Annotated in this window: 16 protein-coding genes; 8 read left to right on the top strand and 8 right to left on the bottom strand. The window is 70.3% G+C overall.

Annotated elements, in window-relative coordinates; translation table 11 throughout:
• Positions 1 to 5 precede the first annotated feature (5 nt).
• Positions 6 to 1,274 carry an ABC transporter substrate-binding protein gene (locus DFP88_RS04870; protein ID WP_110813357.1) on the bottom strand — a complete coding sequence of 423 codons (1,269 nt, stop codon included), beginning with the start codon at positions 1,272 to 1,274 and terminating at the stop codon, positions 6 to 8.
• 162 nt (positions 1,275 to 1,436) lie between these two features.
• Between DFP88_RS04870 and DFP88_RS04865 the strand changes: the two genes are divergently transcribed.
• The 4 genes from DFP88_RS04865 (at position 1,437) to glpK (ending at position 6,108) form a co-directional block, all read left to right on the top strand.
• Positions 1,437 to 2,471: a LacI family DNA-binding transcriptional regulator gene (locus DFP88_RS04865; RefSeq protein WP_110813356.1), complete on the top strand. Its 1,035-nt coding sequence runs from the start codon at positions 1,437 to 1,439 to the stop codon at positions 2,469 to 2,471.
• A gap of 67 nt (positions 2,472 to 2,538) precedes the next feature.
• Positions 2,539 to 4,146, top strand: a complete 1,608-nt coding sequence (gene glpD, locus DFP88_RS04860; RefSeq protein WP_110813355.1) for a glycerol-3-phosphate dehydrogenase — start codon at positions 2,539 to 2,541, stop codon at positions 4,144 to 4,146.
• A complete protein-coding gene (locus DFP88_RS04855; protein ID WP_110813354.1) occupies positions 4,143 to 4,577 on the top strand; it encodes a hypothetical protein in 435 nt (144 codons plus the stop codon). The genes glpD and DFP88_RS04855 overlap by 4 nt, the downstream gene beginning before the upstream one ends.
• 52 nt (positions 4,578 to 4,629) lie before the next feature.
• Positions 4,630 to 6,108 carry a glycerol kinase GlpK gene (glpK, locus tag DFP88_RS04850; protein ID WP_110813353.1) on the top strand — a complete coding sequence of 493 codons (1,479 nt, stop codon included), beginning with the start codon at positions 4,630 to 4,632 and terminating at the stop codon, positions 6,106 to 6,108.
• A gap of 6 nt (positions 6,109 to 6,114) precedes the next feature.
• Here the strand turns inward: glpK and DFP88_RS04845 are convergent, their stop codons facing one another.
• From DFP88_RS04845 to ribA, 7 genes are all read right to left on the bottom strand, one after another.
• Positions 6,115 to 6,534, bottom strand: coding sequence for a c-type cytochrome (locus DFP88_RS04845; protein ID WP_110813352.1), 420 nt, complete (start codon positions 6,532 to 6,534; stop codon positions 6,115 to 6,117).
• Between the two features lie 105 nt (positions 6,535 to 6,639).
• Positions 6,640 to 8,835 (bottom strand): xanthine dehydrogenase family protein molybdopterin-binding subunit, encoded by a 2,196-nt coding sequence (locus DFP88_RS04840; protein WP_110813351.1) that lies wholly within the window; start codon positions 8,833 to 8,835, stop codon positions 6,640 to 6,642.
• Positions 8,832 to 9,815: an FAD binding domain-containing protein gene (locus DFP88_RS04835; protein WP_110813350.1), complete on the bottom strand. Its 984-nt coding sequence runs from the start codon at positions 9,813 to 9,815 to the stop codon at positions 8,832 to 8,834. Before DFP88_RS04835 ends, DFP88_RS04840 begins: the two co-directional genes overlap by 4 nt.
• Positions 9,812 to 10,339: a 2Fe-2S iron-sulfur cluster-binding protein gene (locus tag DFP88_RS04830; RefSeq protein WP_110813349.1), complete on the bottom strand. Its 528-nt coding sequence runs from the start codon at positions 10,337 to 10,339 to the stop codon at positions 9,812 to 9,814. Before DFP88_RS04830 ends, DFP88_RS04835 begins: the two co-directional genes overlap by 4 nt.
• Positions 10,340 to 10,433: 94 nt before the next feature.
• Positions 10,434 to 10,889, bottom strand: a complete 456-nt coding sequence (gene rnhA, locus DFP88_RS04825; RefSeq protein WP_110813348.1) for a ribonuclease HI — start codon at positions 10,887 to 10,889, stop codon at positions 10,434 to 10,436.
• A gap of 51 nt (positions 10,890 to 10,940) precedes the next feature.
• Entirely contained in the window at positions 10,941 to 11,420 is a 480-nt protein-coding gene (locus tag DFP88_RS04820; RefSeq protein WP_245904699.1) for a L,D-transpeptidase family protein, read from the bottom strand.
• Entirely contained in the window at positions 11,417 to 12,502 is a 1,086-nt protein-coding gene (gene ribA / locus DFP88_RS04815; protein ID WP_110813347.1) for a GTP cyclohydrolase II, read from the bottom strand. The genes DFP88_RS04820 and ribA overlap by 4 nt, the downstream gene beginning before the upstream one ends.
• 168 nt (positions 12,503 to 12,670) lie before the next feature.
• Here ribA and DFP88_RS04810 point away from each other — a divergent pair, with 168 nt between their 5' ends.
• From DFP88_RS04810 to DFP88_RS04795, 4 genes are all read left to right on the top strand, one after another.
• Positions 12,671 to 13,357, top strand: a complete 687-nt coding sequence (locus tag DFP88_RS04810; protein ID WP_110813346.1) for a response regulator transcription factor — start codon at positions 12,671 to 12,673, stop codon at positions 13,355 to 13,357.
• Between the two features lie 81 nt (positions 13,358 to 13,438).
• On the top strand, positions 13,439 to 13,765 hold the full coding sequence (locus tag DFP88_RS04805; RefSeq protein ID WP_110813345.1) for a hypothetical protein: 327 nt from the start codon (positions 13,439 to 13,441) through the stop codon (positions 13,763 to 13,765).
• Between the two features lie 183 nt (positions 13,766 to 13,948).
• The gene (locus DFP88_RS04800) at positions 13,949 to 14,737 is read left to right on the top strand and encodes an exodeoxyribonuclease III (protein ID WP_110813344.1); all 789 of its coding nucleotides are present in this window, start codon (positions 13,949 to 13,951) and stop codon (positions 14,735 to 14,737) included.
• 99 nt (positions 14,738 to 14,836) lie between these two features.
• Positions 14,837 to 16,498, top strand: a complete 1,662-nt coding sequence (locus tag DFP88_RS04795; protein WP_110813343.1) for a peptidoglycan-binding domain-containing protein — start codon at positions 14,837 to 14,839, stop codon at positions 16,496 to 16,498.
• Positions 16,499 to 16,560 lie beyond the last annotated feature (62 nt).

The following is a 16,560-nucleotide window of genomic DNA, read 5'->3' as shown; positions in this document are numbered from 1 at the left end:
AAGGCTCATTGCTGCGCGGCCGCGACCTGGTCGGCGATGTCGCGGTCGATCAGCGGGCGCGCCTCTTCGAGGGTCAGCTCGCCGGCCATCACCTGGCTGATGCGCGTGACGATGGCGCCGTAGTAGGCCGGCGACCAGAGCCAGCCGGGCATCGCCGCGGCCTCGGGCAGGATCTGCGAGGAGCTGGCGACGAAGGCGTCGAGCGCGGGCGGCACCTGGCTGTCCTCGGACTGGTAGTCGAGGCCGGCCTCGGCCAGCCCGACATGGGCCGGGATGAAGAGTGTCCGCTCGGAGAACTCTCGCAGCACCTCTTCGGACGCGAGGTAGTCCATGACCGTGGCCACCGCCTCGGGCTGGTCGGTGTATTTCACCGCCACGAGGCCCGCGCCGCCGGGGATGCCGGTGCAGCCGGCCTCGCCGCAGGGGCTGCCGACGGCGACCCAGTCGAAGGCATCGCCGATCTGCTGCGACAGGTTGGCGACCTGCCAGCTGCCGGAATAGTAGAAGGGCACCAGCGCGTTGGTGAAATCCTCGGTCGCGGCGCGGTAGGTCGTGCCCGAGGCCGAGACCCAGACCTCGGGCAGCATCAGCCCCTCGTCGGTCCAGCCCACCAGCTCCTCGGCGAAGCGCATGGCGTTGTCGTCGATCGGCGCGGGGCTGCCGTCCTCGGCCCGGTAGATCGCGCCGTAGCTGAACATCGGCGCCGAGACGCGGTGCCCGGTGCGGTCGATGGCGAAGGCCGCGGGAAGCTGCTGGTCCTGCATCACCTGCGCGCTGGCCTCGATCCAGTCGTCCCATGTCGCGCCCTCGCCCGGCATCTCGACGCCGGCCTGCTCGAACAGGGTCTTGTTGGCGAAACCGCCGGTCAGCGTCAGCTGCGTCGGAAAGCCGGGGATCGCGTCCGAGCCGTCCTCGCGCATCCAGTCGAGGTAGGGGCCGAAGTTGTCGTCCCAGTAGGCGGCGTCGTTCAGGTAGGGGCGCAGGTCGAGCCAGTGCTCGGCATCGGTCTTCAGCGCATTGGTGACGCGGGCGATGTCCGGCCCCTCGCCCGAGGCGAGCTGGATCGGAAGCTGCTCCTGCACGACCTGATAGGCGACGGTGTCGAGGACGACGTCGATCTCGGGATGCTCCTCCTCGAAACGGTCGAGCAGGTCCTGCATGACCGCGCCCTCGTTGCCGTCCGAGTACCACATGATGCGGACCTGCTCCTGCGCTGCCGCGGGGGCGGCGAGCAGGGCGGCGAAGCCGAGCGCGTGAAAGGCGATACGTGTCATCCGATGTCTCCTCCCGGATCGGGCCGCCGCGGTAGACCGCGCGCCCGGTAACCATGTGGTCGCAGCGCCCCTGAGGGCCGCCGCGCGGACAAAAGCGGCGGAAAAGGATTTGCACAAGTCGTAAATATTTTTCATGACCTGATCAGCGACAGGAGACCTTTGGTGCCAGACAGGCCGACCCACCGCCCCCATGCCTCGCGCCGGGTCCGGCTCGAGGATCTGGCCCGCGACTGCGGCGTCTCGATCGCCACGGTCAGCCGCGCCCTCTCGGGCGAGGGCGGGGTGCGGCCCGATCTGCGGGACCGGGTGCAGGAGGCGGCGCAGCGGCTGGGCTATGCGCAGCCCGCGCTGCTGGCCGGACGTCGGGTGATCCTCGCCGCGACGCAGCCGGCGGTGGTGGACTACGGGCGCAACCAGTTCACGCTCGGCGTGCTCGAGGGGGTCAAGGCCCGCGCTGCCGCGCTGCGGATGGAGGTCGCGATGCGGCGCATCGCTTCGCCCGCGGACGAGGCCGCGGCGGTCGCGGAGGCGGCCTCCGATCCGCAGGTGGCGGGCCTGCTGCTGCTGACCCCCGGCGACGACGAGGCGGCGGCGCGGCTGCGCGGGGCGCAGGTTCCGGCGGTGCTGATCAACGGCGACGATCCCTACCTGCGCCTCGGCTCCGTCGCGCCGGCCAACCGCGCCGCCGCGGCGCTGGCGACCGACCTGCTGCTGTCCTACGGCCACCGCCGCATCCTGCTGCTGACCCGCCCCGGCCGGCGCACCATCACCCGCCGCGAGGAAGGCTATGCCGACCGCATGGCCGAGGCCGGCCTGCCGGCGGCGCTGCAGGAAGTGCCCGACTGGGTGCCCGACCTCGCCGCCGAGGCGCTGCGCCACCGGATCGAGACGCGGGGCCGCGATTTCACCGCCGTGCTCTGCACCGGCGATTCGCTGGCCGTCGGCGCGCTGATGGCGCTGGCCGACCTTGGCATCGCGGTGCCGCATGAGGTCAGTGTCATGGGCTTCGACGGCTATCCGCAGGCGGCCCTGCAAAGCCCTCCGCTTTCGGCGCTGGAAATTCCGATGCAGCAGATCGGCGCCACCGCGCTCGACCTGCTGGCCGAGGCCGTCGCCCGCCCCGCCTCGCCGGCCCGGCGGGTCGAGATCGCCTGCGGCATCGTCGAGCGCGGCTCGACCGGGCCGGCCCCTCTCTAGCGGCGACTGGTCACCGGGGAATTGCCCGCTATGGTCCGGAGCAGGACCTGACCGAGGAACCACCGTCATGGAGCGCACCGATCTTCTCGTCATCGGCGGCGGCATCAACGGCTGCGGCATCGCGCGCGATGCGGCGGGCCGGGGGCTGCAGGTCGTGCTGGCGGAAATGGGCGATCTCGCCGGGGCGACCTCCTCGGCCTCGACCAAGCTGTTTCACGGCGGGCTGCGCTATCTCGAGTACTTCGAGATCCGGCTGGTGCGCGAGGCCCTGCAGGAGCGCGAGACCCTGCTTGCCGCGATGCCGCATATCAGTTGGCCGATGCGCTTCGTCCTGCCGCTGCACACAGAGATGCGGTTCGAGCCGAAGACCCCCGCCTCGCGCGTGATCGCGACGCTGATGCCCTGGACCCGCGGGCGCCGCCCGGCCTGGGCGATCCGGGCGGGGCTGGCCCTGTACGACCGGCTCGGCGGCGGCTCGATCCTGCCCGGAACCCGGCGGCTCGACCTCGCCCGCGACCCCGCCGGCAAGCCGCTGAAGCCGGGGCTGAAGACGGCCTATGAATATTCGGACTGCTGGGTCGAGGATGCGCGCCTCGTGGCGTTGAACGCGCGCGACGCGGCGCAGCGCGGCGCGACGATCCTGACCCGCACCCGCGTCACTGCCGCCGTGCCACACAGCGGCGGCTGGCATGTCACGCTGCGCGACGAAACCACCGGCGAGACCCGGCAGATCGCGGCACGGATGCTGGTCAATGCCGCTGGGCCCTGGGCCGCCGAGATCGTGGAAGACACGGTGCAGCAGCCGGGGCGCGACAAGCTGCGGCTGGTGCGGGGCAGCCATATCGTGGTGCCGCGCCTTTACGACCACGACCGGGCCTATTTCTTTCAGGGCGACGACGGGCGCATCGTCTTCGCGATCCCCTACGAGGGGGATTACACGCTGATCGGCACCACCGATGCCGACCACCCGGATCCCGACACGCCGCCCGAGTGCACGCCCGAAGAGGTCGCCTACCTCTGCGACTTCGTCTCGCGCTACTTCGAGGTGCCGGTGACGCCCGGCGACGTCGTCTGGACCTATTCCGGCGTCCGGCCCCTGCATGCCGAGGGCGAGGGGTCGGCCACCGCGGCCTCGCGCGATTACGTGCTGCGCCTGTCGCGCAACAAGGGGGCGCCGGTGCTGTCGATCTTCGGCGGCAAGATCACCACCTACCGCCGGCTGGCCGAGGGGGCGCTGGCCCGCGTCGACGAGGCGCTGGGCGGCGTTGGCGGGCCCTGGACGGCGCGGGTGCCGCTGCCGGGCGGGGATTTCCCGGTCGACGGCTTCGCGCGCGAGGTCGAGCGTCGGCGCGCCGCCACCCCCTGGCTGGAGGCGCGGCAGGCGGAACGGCTGGTGCGCGCCTATGGCACCGATGCCGTGCGCATCACCGGCGGCGCCAGCGGGTCGCAGGACATGGGCGAGGTCTTCGGCGCCGGGCTGACCGAGCGCGAGGTCGACTGGCTGATGGAGCATGAATTCGCCCGCCGCGCCGAGGATGTGGTGTGGCGCCGCACCAAGCTGGGGCTGAGAATGTCGCCCGAAGAGGTGCAGCGTCTGGACGACTGGATGCTGGCGCGGCAGGCTGTCCCGGCCCGCCAGGAGCAGGGCCTGACGACAGAAGGACAATCGGCATGACGATCTCGCGACCCCTCATCGGCTTTCTGGGTGGGCTCGTCCTGCTGGGCGCCTGCACCCCCGCCCCGGGCGATCAGCCGATCCAGACCCTGCCGATGGCCTACGACGACTGCCTGACGCGGATCGACGCCGTGACCTCGCGCCGGGGAATCGAGGCCGGGCTGCTGGCCGATACCGCCGACCAGCGCGCCGTGCGCATGGTCGACGAGGGCGAGATCGTGACCGTGACCTGCGACCGCGTGCCGGGGCAGATGACCGTTACCTCGGCCCCGCTGCCCGAGCCGGGCGCCGTGCCCGCCGCCGGCGCCGCCGCGCCGCAGGCCGGGCTGCCGGGGGCCTCGCCCGTCGCCGTCGCTTCGGACCCGCTGTCGGGGGCGACCCTCTCGGGCGCCGCGCGGCCCGAGGATACGCTGGCCGCGCCCAGCTTCTGAGCCTTCGCGCCGGGGAGGGCGCGGGCCGACACGCAGGAAGGGAGGGGCCGCCATGGCGGGCATTCTGGCCATCGATCAGGGCACCACGTCGACGCGGGCGATCCTGTTCGACACCGACCTGCGGCCCATGGCCCGGGCGCAGGAGGAGTTCGCGCAGCACTTCCCGCGCTCCGGCTGGGTAGAGCATGACGCCGGCGACCTGTGGGACACGACGCTCTCGGTCTGCCGGGCCGCGCTCGAGGGGCAGGAGACCCCCGCCGCAATCGGCATCACCAACCAGCGCGAAACGGTGGTGGTCTGGGACCGCGAGACCGGCACGCCGATCCACAATGCCATCGTCTGGCAGGACCGGCGCACCGCCGCCCTCTGCCGCCAGCTGCGCGAGGAGGGGCACGAGGCGCTGCTGACCGAGCGGACAGGTCTGCTGGCCGATCCCTATTTCTCGGGCACGAAGCTCAAGTGGCTGCTGGACGAGGTCGAGGGCGCGCGCGAGGCCGCGGAGGCCGGGCGCCTTGCCTTCGGCACCGTCGACAGCTGGCTGATCTGGAACCTGACCGAGGGGCGGGTCCATGCGACCGACCCCACCAATGCCTGCCGCACGCTGCTTTACGACATTCACGCCGGGGATTGGTGCCCCGAGATCTGCGATCTTCTGGGCGTGCCCATGGCGATGCTGCCAGAGGTGCGCGACACCGGGGGCGACTTCGGCGAGACGACCCTGCTGGGCGGGCGCATCCCGATCCTCGGGGTGGCGGGCGATCAGCAGGCGGCGACGCTGGGACAGGCCTGCTTTCGCCCCGGCATGGTGAAATCGACCTATGGCACCGGCTGCTTCGCGCTTCTGAACACCGGGCAGACGCCCGTCGCTTCGAAGAACCGGCTGCTGACGACCATCGCCTACCGGCTGGACGGCAAGACGACCTATGCGCTGGAAGGGGCGATCTTCATCGCCGGGGCCGTGGTGCAATGGCTGCGCGACGAGATGGGCGTGATCGGCAGCGCCGCCGAGACGCAGGCCTTGGCCGAGCAGGCCGATCCCAACCAAGAGGTGGTGCTGGTGCCGGCCTTCACCGGCCTCGGCGCGCCCTACTGGTCGCCCGAAAGCCGGGGCGCGGCCTTTGGCCTGACGCGCGGCACCGGCCCGGCAGAGCTGGCGCGCGCGGCGCTGGAAAGCGTCGGCTACCAGACGCGCGACCTTCTGGCCGCGATGGAGGCCGACTGGCCGGATGGGGAGCCCAGCGTGCTGCGGGTCGATGGCGGCATGGCTGCCAGCGACTGGACCATGCAGTTCCTCGCCGACATCCTCGGCGCGCCGGTGGACCGGCCAGAGTTCACAGAGACGACGGCGCTGGGCGCGGCTTGGGTCGCCGGGATGACCGCCGGCCTCTGCCCGGGCATGGAGGCCTTTGAGCAGCGCTGGCACCTCGACCGGCGGTTTGAGGCGCAGAAGGACGACGGCTGGCGTGCGGCGAAATACGACGGCTGGCGCCGCGCGGTGCGCGGCGTGCTGGCCTATGACGAGGCCGACTGAGCCGTCCTACTCGTCGAGCGACAGCAGGTAGGCCCAGATGTCGCGGGCCTGCCCCTCGTCCTGCAGGCGATAGGCCATCTTCGAGCGGACGTGGCGAGTATCCAGACGCTCGCGCACCCAGCCGTTGGGATCGGCGAGGTAGTCGACAAAGTTCTGCTCGGTCCAGCTGGCCCCGGCCTCGCCCAGGCGGGTCAGCCCGTCGCCGTAGGAGAAATCGGCCGAGGCGATGCGGCCATCCTCGATGCCGTAAAGGTTGGGCCCGGTGCGTGCGCCGCGCCCGGCGAGGGTGGTGCCATCCGGCGTGGTGACCACGTGGCAGGCGGTGCACTGCCGGCTGAACTGCAGGGCGCCATCGGTGACGTCTTGTGCCATGGCGGGCGTCGCCGCCCCGAGAAGGGACACCAGCCCCAGAACCGTCGTTTTCATCAAGGACTCCCGGCCACTAACCTTGGCCATGAGCCTTCTAGATATGAATTGCGGCGCGAGGATGAACCCCGCGCCGCAGCATCGTGATCGTGATGACGTAACGGATCAGGGCAGCTCGGCCAGGATCTTGTCCAGCGTGCCGGGCAGGGACCGGATGCGCACGCCGCAGGCATTGTAGATCGCGTTGATCACCGCCGCGCCGGTGCCGGAAATGCCCAGCTCGCCGATGCCCTTGGCCTGGACAGGGTTCGCCCAGTCGTCGCGATCCTCCATCAGCAGATGCGCCTCGATCTGCGGCACGTCGAGGTTGGCGGGAACGTGGTATTCCGCCAGATCGCGGTTCACCATGTGGCCGTCGCGCGGGTCGTGCACGAGCTCTTCGTGCAGCGCCATGCCAAGGCCCCAGGTCATGCCGCCGATGCACTGCGACTTGGCGGTCTTCTCGTTCAGGATGCGCCCGGCGGCAAAGCTGCCGAGCATGCGGCGCACCCGCGTCTCGCCGGTGACGGCATTCACCGCCACCTCGGCGAAGCAGCTGCCCCAAGTCGCCTGCCGCACGAGGCTGCCGGCCTTGCCGCCCTTGACGGTGCCGGTCGCACTCCAGCCCTCGCCGGGGACGATCTCGGTCAGGGGTTTCGCGACATTGCCGCTGATCGCGCGGCCGTCCTTCAGCGTCAGGTCGGTTTCCTCGACGCCGAGGGCGGCGGCGATATTCTGGCGCAGCTCCATGCAGGCAAGGTAGACCGCCGTGCCGGAGGAGGAGGCGCCGACCGATCCGCCCGAGCCGAAGGCCTTCGGAAAGTCCGAATCGCCAAGGCGCGTCTCGACCCGGTTCGCCGGCAGGCCCAGAAGCTCTCCCGCCACCTGCGTCAGGATGGCGTAGGTGCCGGTGCCGATATCGGTCATGTCGGTCTCGACCACGGCGCCGTCCTGCGTCAGCCGCACGCGGGCCGAGGTCTCGCTCATCATGTTGACGCGCACCGCGGCGGCGACGCCGGTGCCGATCCACCAGCCATCCTCGAGCCGCTGCTTGGGCTTCGTGTGCTTCCAGCCAAAGCGTTCGGCGCCGTCACGCAGCACGGCCTCCATCCGGTTCTCGGAGAAGGGGATGCCCTTGCTGGGGTCGAGGTCGGGGATGTTGCGGACCCGGAACTCGATCGGGTCGAGGTCCAGCTTCTCGGCCATCTCGTCCATCGCCATCTCGAAGACGGTGGCGCCCACGGCCTCGCCCGGTGCGCGGACGGAGCCGGCGGCAGGGCGGTGCAGCCGGGCGATATGGTGCCCGATCACCCGGTTCTCACCGGCATAGGTGAAAGGCGTCGCCTGCGTCGTCGGCTCCGAGAACTTCTCGCCCGGCAGGTTGTAGACGAGGTTGTCGTGGCCCACGCCGATCAGCTTGCCGTCCTTGTCCGCCGCCAGCCGCACCTTCTGCTTGGTGGCAGAGCGGTGGGTCGTCGTCTCGAAGACCTGGCGGCGGTGCATCGCGACCGAGACGGGGCGTCCCACGGCCTTCGAGGCCAGCGCCGCTGCGATCGCCTCGGGCGCGATCCCGAGCTTGGAGCCGAAGCCGCCGCCAACGAAGGGCGACAGCAGCCGGATCTGCGACAGATCGAGGTCCAGCGCGTCCGAGACGGACTTCTGGTTGAACTTGAGCATCTGATACGCGCCGCGCATCGTCAGCTTCCCGTCCTTCCATTCGGCGATGGTGGCATGCGGCTCCATTGCCGCCGAATGCATTGAGGAGGTGTGGTACTCCTCGTCCAGCGTGAAGGCGGCAGAGGCCATGGCGGCGTCGAGATCGCCTTGGCTCGCCTGCTTGGCCTCGGGCGTCTCGATGCTTGCGCCGGGGGCCTCGGGGTCGAAGTGTAGGCCGGTATCGGCCTCCATCACCGCGGTCATCGCCTGCGCGGCATGGCGCGCCTCTTCGAAGCCGTCGGCCACGACGAGCGCGAGGGGCTGGCCGATGTAGTCGATCCGATCGCCGCGCGTCGGCGCGGCGGTCGGCGTCGCCCCCTGCACCGAGTTGCGCGGCAGGTCCGCTTCCTCGATCACGGCGACGACGCCGGGCATCTTGGCGATCTCGTCCTTGTTGGTCGAGACGATGCGCCCGATCGGGCCGGTGGCGCGCACGAGATAGCCGTAGGCAAGATTCGAGGGCCGCTCTTCATCGGCGTAGATCGCCTTGCCGGTGACCTTCAGCACCCCCTCGGGGCGGTCCATCGGCGTGCCGAGCAGTCCCTGCGCCATCTCGTCGAGGCGGCGGGTATCGGCCTTCTTGTCGAGTGTCAGTTCGTTGGTCATGCCGCTGCCCCTTTCGTCGCTTCGCCCAGCACGGAGACGAGGGTCCGCCGCGTCAGGGGGATCTTGAAATCGTTGCTGCCGTGGCCCTTGGCCTCGGCCAGAAGGGTCTCGGCGGCCTGTTCGAACAGCGCCTCGGAGGGGGCCTGACCCTTGAGCAGGTCCTCGACCGCACGGTTTCGCCAGGGCTTGGGGGCAAGGCCGCCGAAGGCGAGGCTGATATCCTCGAGCACGCCGCCTTCTACCTTGGCCACGCAGGCGACCGAGACCAGCGCGAAGGCATAGGAGGCGCGGTCGCGCACCTTCTGGTAGACGTGCTTTCCGCCCGGGGCGGGGGGCAGGATCACGGCCGTGATCAGCTCGCCTTCGGCCAGTACAGTCTCGATATGCGGGGTGTCGCCGGGCAGGCGGTAGAACTCGTCCAGCTCAACACGCCGGGTGCCGTCCTTGCCCTCGATCTCGACCTCGGCGTCCAGCACCTGCATGGCGACGGCCATGTCCGAGGGATGCGTGGCGATGCAGTGGTCCGAGGTGCCGAGCACGCCGAGGATGCGGTTGAAGCCTTCCATCGCGGCGCAGCCCGAGCCGGGCTCGCGCTTGTTGCAGGGGGCGGCGGTGTCATAAAAATAGTAGCACCGCGTCCGCTGCAGCAGGTTGCCGCCGGTGGTCGCCTTGTTGCGCAGCTGGCCGCTGGCGCCGGCCAGCAGGGCGCGGCTGAGAACCGGCCAACCGCGGCGCACGCGCATGTCCGCGGCGAGGTCGGCGTTCGGCACCAGCGCCCCGATGCGCAGCCCGCCGTTGTCCAGCTCTTCGATCTGGTCGAGGCCGAGACGGGTGATGTCGATCAGCGTATCGGGGGCCATCACCTCGAGCTTCATGAGGTCGAGCAGGTTGGTCCCGCCGGCGATGTAGCGCGCGCCTGTCCCCCCGGCCTGCACGGCCTCTGCGACGGAGGTGGCGCGGATGTAGTCGAAGGACTTCATGCTTCGGCTCCCGTCTTCTGCGCCGGGGCGTCGGCGGCTTCGCGGATCGCCTCGACGATGCCGGGGTAGCAGGAGCAGCGGCAGATGTTCCCGCTCATCCGCTCCGAGATTTCCTCGTCGGTCAGCGGCGTCGCGTTCTCGAGATCGGCGGTGACGTTGCTGGGCCAGCCCTTCGCGGCCTCGTCCAGCATGGCGGTGGCGCTGCACAGCTGGCCGGGCGTGCAGTAACCGCACTGGAAGCCGTCGTGGCTGATGAAGGCGCGCTGCAGCGGCGAGAGGGTATTGCCCTCGGCCAGCCCCTCGACCGTCGTGATCTCGTCGTCCTCGTGCATCACGGCGAGCGTCAGGCAGGAGTTGATCCGCCGCCCGTTCACCATGACGGTACAGGCGCCGCACTGACCGTGGTCGCACCCTTTCTTGGAGCCGGTGAGCCCGGCGTGGTTGCGCAGGGCGTCGAGCAGCGTGGTGCGCGCATCAAGGTCCAGCGCGACGGACGCGCCGTTGATATCGAGGGAAACTTGCATGGGTGCCTTCCGGAATGCGGGGGTTCCTCGGGCACAAACCCGTCCCGGAAGCGTGAGGTTCCCGCCGCTGCCGCGCCGGTACGCCTGCGAACCCTCAGCGTTTCTTGAAGGGCGCCATTCCGGCGCGGGCCAGCTCGTCGGCGCGCTCGTTCTCGGGGTGACCGGCATGGCCCTTGACCCATTCCCAGCGCACGGTGTGGCGCTGCGTCGCCTCGTCGAGGCGGCGCCAGAGTTCCTCGTTCTTCACGGGCTTCTTGGCGGCGGTCTTCCAGCCGTTGCGCTTCCATCCCGCCAGCCAGGAGCCGATGCCGTCCTTCACGTAGGCGCTGTCGGTCACGACGGTGATCTTCGTCGGCTTTCCCAGCGCCTCGAGCGCGCTGATGGCGGCCATCAACTCCATCCGGTTGTTTGTGGTCTGCGCCTCGCCGCCCGACAGGGGGCGTTCCTTGACCACGGCGCCGTTCTCGCGGGCGATCAGCAGGGCGCCCCAGCCGCCGGGACCCGGATTGCCCGAGCAGGCGCCGTCTGTATACGCAAAGAAATCAGCCATGGGCCGGGCGATAGGCCGGGCGGGCCGGGGGCGTCAAGGACGGCCCGCGCGTCACACCCGGATCGCGGTGCCCGGCGCCGCGCGGGCGGCGAGCCAGGCCAGATCGCCGGGCGCCAGCGCGATGCAGCCGGCAGTCGGCCAGCGGGGCCGGCGCCAACGGTGGATGAAGATGGCAGAGCCGCAGCCCGGCACCGCCGCATCGTTCCAGTCGGTCGTCAGGATGATGTCGTACATCGGATCGGCGCGGCGCAGCGCCTCGTGGCTGGGCGCATGGGGCGCGCGCACGAGGCTGTTGTAGGCCGGATCCTCTGGCGCGTCCGACCACAGATCGCCCGGCCGGATCGGCCGCGCCCAGGGCGCGGGCGGGGCCAGCCGGTCGGGGCGGTAGAAGAGGCCGGTCACACGCCACGTCCCGCGCGGCGTGGCTAGGTCGCCCTCGCGCTTGTCACCCGTCAACCCGCCGCGCCCGATGGCGCAGGGCAAGATGTGGCCAAGGGCGCGCAGCCCGCGCGGGGTCAGCGCCAGCGTCACAGCAAATGCCCGGACTTCGCCGCCTTGGTATCGAGGTAGGCGGTGTTCAGCGCGCCGCGCCCGACCTGCAGCGGCACCCGCTCGGTCACGGCAATGCCCGATTCCTCCATCCGCGCGATCTTGCGCGGGTTGTTCGTCAGCAGCCGGACGGAGGAGAAGCCGAGGCGGCGCAGAAGCTCTGCCCCGATGCGGAAATCACGCTCGTCATCCTCGAAGCCGAGGCGGTGGTTCGCCTCGACCGTGTCGAAGCCCTGATCCTGCAGGTCATAGGCGCGCATCTTGTTGGCCAGCCCGATGCCGCGCCCCTCCTGGTTCAGGTACAGCAGAACGCCCGCCCCCTCCTGCCCCATCTGGGACAGGGCGGCATGAAGCTGCGGGCCGCAGTCGCATTTCAGGCTGCCCAGCACGTCGCCGGTGAAGCAGGCCGAATGTAGCCGCGCCAGCACGGGCGCGTCGCGCAGCGGCTTGCCGACCTCGATGGCGTAATGCTCCTCTCCGCCGTCGCGGGGGCGAAAGACATGCACGCGCCCGGCCCCCGCCAGCGCCATTGGCAGGCGGGCATCGGCGATATCGGCCATGGGGGCGGGATCGGCGGGCAGGGCGGGCATGGGGGGCAGGCGCGTCAGGTCGTGGCGGGCCGCGAAGACGGCCGCATCCTCGATCGGCAGCACGAGGGCGGCAGGCAGCAGCCGCGCGCCCTTGGCCAGCGCGATGGCGGCGCGGTGCAGGGTCGCGCTGCCCTCTCGCTGCATCTTCAGCGGGCCCTTCATCGGCGCGCGCAGGTCGTCCGCCGGATCGGCCAGCGCGCGGACCCAGCCGCTCGCGGCATCCTGCGGCAGCAGGACGCGCGCCGTGTCGCCGTCGTAGGCGGGCGCGTTCAGCACCTTGGCCCGCTGTGCCGTGATCGCCAGGACTGGGGCGCCGCCAAGCGCGCGCAGGCTTTCCAGGCGGCCCGGTGTGATGGTCTCGGCCGCGAGGGCGAGGGCGCCGCCGTCGCCGCCGTCCAGCACCACGGGCACCCCCATCCGCAGGTCGGCCAGCGCCCGCGCACGCCGCTCACTGGCATCGAGAGAGAAGGTCATGGGGCCCGTCCTGCCGGAATCCTTGAAACATTTCGGGCGTTTCCGACACTTGGCCGTGAGGCGGCGGCAGCAACGCTTGCCGGACACGTAAAGGTTACACATCTGCCTTTCCAGAGGCACGCGATGTGCAGGGGGCCCGGCCCCCACCAGTTTTGAAAGGGTCCGGTTATGCCGCAACTCAAGAAAATCCTGCTCGTCGACGACGACGACGACCTGCGCGAGGCGCTGAGCGAGCAGCTCGTTATGACCGAGGAATTCGACGTCTTCGAGGCCGGCAACGGCCACGACGCGATGGCGCAGATCAAGGCGGGTCTCTTCGACCTCGTGATCCTCGACGTCGGCCTGCCCGATACCGACGGGCGCGAGCTCTGCCGCCTGATGCGCAAGCAGGGGGTCAAGTGCCCGATCCTGATCCTGACCGGGCATGACACCGACAGCGACACCATTCTCGGCCTCGACGCGGGGGCGAACGATTACGTCACCAAGCCGATGAAGTTCCCGGTGCTGCTCGCCCGTATCCGAGCCCAGCTGCGCACCCACGAAAGCAGCGAGGACGCGATCTTCCAGCTTGGGCCCTATACCTTCCGCCCCTCGCAGAAGATGCTTCTGACCGAGGACGAGAAGAAGGTTCGCCTGACCGAGAAGGAGACGAACATCCTCAAGTACCTCTATCGCTCGGCCGACGGGATCGTGCCGCGCGACGTGCTGCTGCACGAGGTCTGGGGCTACAACGCGGGCGTCACGACCCACACGCTCGAGACGCATATCTACCGGCTGCGCCAGAAGATCGAGCCCGATCCCTCGAACGCCAAGCTGCTGGTGACCGAGGCGGGGGGCTACCGGCTGGTCGCCTGAAAAATCGGGGGCGACGCCTGCGGGTTTCGCCCCCGGCACCTGCGCGCTAGGCTGGCGGCGAAGTTCCAACGGGAGAGAGCCATGCCCACCCTGCGTTCCGGCCTCGCGCCCTGCGCCGTCCTTGCCGCCGCCGTCCTTGCCGCTGCGCCCGCCCTTGCCGGGCAGGTGACGGTGAACAACGGCACGCAGACGGTGCTCTACCGGCTCTTCACCTCCGAATCCTCGGACGAGATGTGGGGGCCGGACCGCTTGGGCGAAAAGGTCGTGCAGCCGGGCGGGTCGGTGGTGCTGACGATTCCGGACAACATGGACTGCGCATGGGATTTCCTGCTGGTCTATGCCGACGGGGTCGAGGATCAGATGACGCTGAACACCTGCATGACCGACACGCTGAACCTGACGGAATAGGGGCGGCGCAGCGCCCCCAGCCGCGTCACGGGATGAGGTGGTCGGCGGTAGGGTTCACCGGCTTCAGCGTCGGGCGGGCCTTGCCGATCTCGATCTGCGGGGCCCGGCCCTTGCCGGCGCCGGGTGGCGGATCGCGCCGTGATCGGGCATGACCCTGGCATCCATCACGCCGGAAGACTGCCCATGCCCTTCACGCTCGCCACCTGGAACATCAACTCCGTCCGCCTGCGCGAGACGCTGGTGCACAAGCTGCTGACCGAGGAGGCGCCGGACATCCTGTGCCTGCAGGAGTGCAAGTCCCCGGTCGAGAAGATCCCGCTCGAAGGTTTTGCCGCGCTGGGCTACCCGCACATGATCGCCCGCGGGCAGAAGGGCTACAACGGCGTCGCAATCCTGTCGAAGCTGCCGCTCGAGGATGCGGGCGGCCTCGACCACGTCGAGCTGGGTCATGCGCGCCATGTCGCCGCGAGGCTGGAGAACGGCGTGGTGATCCACAACTACTACGTCCCCGCGGGCGGTGATGAGCCCGACCGCGAGAAGAACGTCAAGTTCGGCCAGAAGCTGGATTACCTGACGCAGATGCGCGACGCCTTCCGCGCCGAACGGCCCGAGAAGGCGATCCTCGTCGGCGATCTGAACATCGCCCCGCGCGAGGATGACGTCTGGGATCACAAGAAGATGCTGAAGATCGTCAGCCACACGCCCACCGAGGTAGAGCATCTGACCGCGGCGCAGGAGGCGGGGGCCTGGGTCGACGTCACGCGCAAGGACATCCCCGAGGGGCCGCTCTATTCCTGGTGGTCCTACCGCGCCAAGGACTGGGAAGCGGCGGATCGCGGGCGCCGGCTCGACCATGTCTGGGCCACGCCCGACATCGCCGGCGCCGCCCATTCCAGCCGGGTGCTGAAGGCCGCCCGCGGCTGGGAGAAGCCCTCGGACCACGTGCCGGTCTTCGCGACGTTCGACCTCTAGAACACGTTATTGGATGGCGGCGCCCTGCGGGGGCAGTCTTGCTTGCGGAACCGGCGCCGACGGCGCCGGGTTCGGCAAGGAACAAGGAGGACCCGCCAGATGCGTCTGCCCATCGCCCCGATCGTCGCGCTGATCGTCGCCGCCCCCGCCGCACTGGCGCAGGAGGACGGTACGGATGCCGCGCTCATCTTCGGAAACGAATATTACGAGGTGCTGGGCCGTACGCCGAACGGCGCCAGTGTGATCCCGGCCCAGGAAGGGCTGCGGGCGCTGGGCTTCGAGGTCACCGCGCTGCCGAACGGGCGCGCCGATGCCACCGCCGATGCGCTGCGCAGCTGGCAGGCCGATGCCGCCGGGGCGCAGCGCCTCGTCGCGGTCATGGCGGGCCGCTTCATGACCGACGGGGAGCGCAGCTGGTACCTGACCGCCGAGGCCGAGGAGCCGCGCCTGCTGTCGCCCGGCGCCCAGGCCATCGACTTGGCGGGCGTCCTGCGGCTGCTGGCCGAGGCACCGGGCGAATCGATCCTGCTGCTGGGCGTGGCCGAGGGCGACGAACGCTACGACAGCTGGCTGCGCGCGGGCCTCGGCCCGCTGGATATCCCGCAAGGCGTGACGGTGCTGACCGGCAGCCCGCAGGCCGCCGCGGCCTTCGCCGGCGGCGCGTTGAGCCAGCCGCAGGTCGATCTCGCGCCGCTGATCGCGCAGGCGCAGGGGCTGGAGGCGAGCGGCTACCTGCCCGCATCGCGCGTCTTCATGCCAGCCGAGGCGGCGCAGGACGAGGCGCCGGAGCAGCCGCAGGCCGATACCGAGGCCGACGAGACGCTGTGGCAGGGCGCAACCGCGCTCGACACCGTCGAGGGTTACCGCGATTACCTGCGCCGCTTCCCCAACGGCCAGCAGGCCGAGGCGGCAGAAGAGGCGATCGCCGCCATCCTCGCAGAGCCGAACCGCGATGCCCGGCTGGCCGAGGAGGGGCTGGAGCTGTCGCGTGATCGCCAGCGCGAGATCCAGCGCAGCCTGAGCCTGCTGGACTACGACACCCGCGGCATCGACGGCATCTTCGGGTCGGGCACGCGGCAGGCGATCACCAACTGGCAGCAGCAGAACGGTTTCCCGCAGACCTCCTACCTGACGCCCGAGCAGATCAGCCGGCTCGAGGCGCAGGCCGCCCGCCGCAGCGCGGAACTCGAGGCGCGGGCCGAGCAGCAGCGCCGCGAGGCCGAGCAGCTTGACCGCGCCTATTGGGACGAGACCGGATCGGCCGGCGACGAGCCGGGGCTGCGCGCCTACCTTGAACGCTATCCCGACGGCCTCTTCGCCGAGACCGCCGCAGACCGGCTGTCGATGATCGAGGAGGAGAAGCGTCAGGCCGCGGAGGCGCAGGACCGCGCCGCCTGGGATCGCGCACGCGAGGCGGATGCCATCGCGGGCTACGAGGACTACCTGAACTCCTACCAGAACGGCGCCTTCCGCGCCGAGGCGCAGTCCCGCATTCAGGCGCTGCAACAGGCCAGCAGCGACGAAGCGCAATCGGCGCAGGCGACCGAGACGGCGCTGGGGCTGAACCCGCTGACGCGGCGCCTGGTCGAGGCGCGGCTCGACGGGCTGAACCTCGAACCCGGGGGGGTCGACGGCGTCTTCGACGAGAACACCCGCCGCGCCCTGCGCCGCTTCCAGACCGACCGCGAGCTGGAGGTGACGGGCTACCTGAACGAGCAGACGGTGGTCCGCCTGCTGGCGGATGCGATCACCGGCCAGTAGCGCCGCCGCCGGGTAGCCTAAATGAAAAAGCGCCCCCGCTGATCGCGGGGGCGCTTTTGCGT

It is taken from the genome of Pseudoroseicyclus aestuarii, from assembly GCF_003217255.1.
GTDB lineage: Bacteria > Pseudomonadota > Alphaproteobacteria > Rhodobacterales > Rhodobacteraceae > Pseudoroseicyclus > Pseudoroseicyclus aestuarii.
This window is presented reverse-complemented; position numbering and strand designations above follow the sequence as displayed.

What these genes read in the sequence shown, in the direction of transcription:
- rnhA (WP_110813348.1), bottom strand. Translation starts at nt 10,889, where the DNA reads ATGGCTGATTTCTTTGCGTATACAGACGGCGCCTGCTCGGGCAATCCG.
- DFP88_RS04830 (WP_110813349.1), bottom strand. Translation starts at nt 10,339, where the DNA reads ATGCAAGTTTCCCTCGATATCAACGGCGCGTCCGTCGCGCTGGACCTT.
- DFP88_RS04805 (WP_110813345.1), top strand. Translation starts at nt 13,439, where the DNA reads ATGCCCACCCTGCGTTCCGGCCTCGCGCCCTGCGCCGTCCTTGCCGCC.
- DFP88_RS04855 (WP_110813354.1), top strand. Translation starts at nt 4,143, where the DNA reads ATGACGATCTCGCGACCCCTCATCGGCTTTCTGGGTGGGCTCGTCCTG.
- DFP88_RS04870 (WP_110813357.1), bottom strand. Translation starts at nt 1,274, where the DNA reads ATGACACGTATCGCCTTTCACGCGCTCGGCTTCGCCGCCCTGCTCGCC.
- DFP88_RS04810 (WP_110813346.1), top strand. Translation starts at nt 12,671, where the DNA reads ATGCCGCAACTCAAGAAAATCCTGCTCGTCGACGACGACGACGACCTG.
- DFP88_RS04800 (WP_110813344.1), top strand. Translation starts at nt 13,949, where the DNA reads ATGCCCTTCACGCTCGCCACCTGGAACATCAACTCCGTCCGCCTGCGC.
- DFP88_RS04845 (WP_110813352.1), bottom strand. Translation starts at nt 6,534, where the DNA reads ATGAAAACGACGGTTCTGGGGCTGGTGTCCCTTCTCGGGGCGGCGACG.
- ribA (WP_110813347.1), bottom strand. Translation starts at nt 12,502, where the DNA reads ATGACCTTCTCTCTCGATGCCAGTGAGCGGCGTGCGCGGGCGCTGGCC.
- DFP88_RS04840 (WP_110813351.1), bottom strand. Translation starts at nt 8,835, where the DNA reads ATGACCAACGAACTGACACTCGACAAGAAGGCCGATACCCGCCGCCTC.
- glpK (WP_110813353.1), top strand. Translation starts at nt 4,630, where the DNA reads ATGGCGGGCATTCTGGCCATCGATCAGGGCACCACGTCGACGCGGGCG.
- glpD (WP_110813355.1), top strand. Translation starts at nt 2,539, where the DNA reads ATGGAGCGCACCGATCTTCTCGTCATCGGCGGCGGCATCAACGGCTGC.
- DFP88_RS04795 (WP_110813343.1), top strand. Translation starts at nt 14,837, where the DNA reads ATGCGTCTGCCCATCGCCCCGATCGTCGCGCTGATCGTCGCCGCCCCC.
- DFP88_RS04835 (WP_110813350.1), bottom strand. Translation starts at nt 9,815, where the DNA reads ATGAAGTCCTTCGACTACATCCGCGCCACCTCCGTCGCAGAGGCCGTG.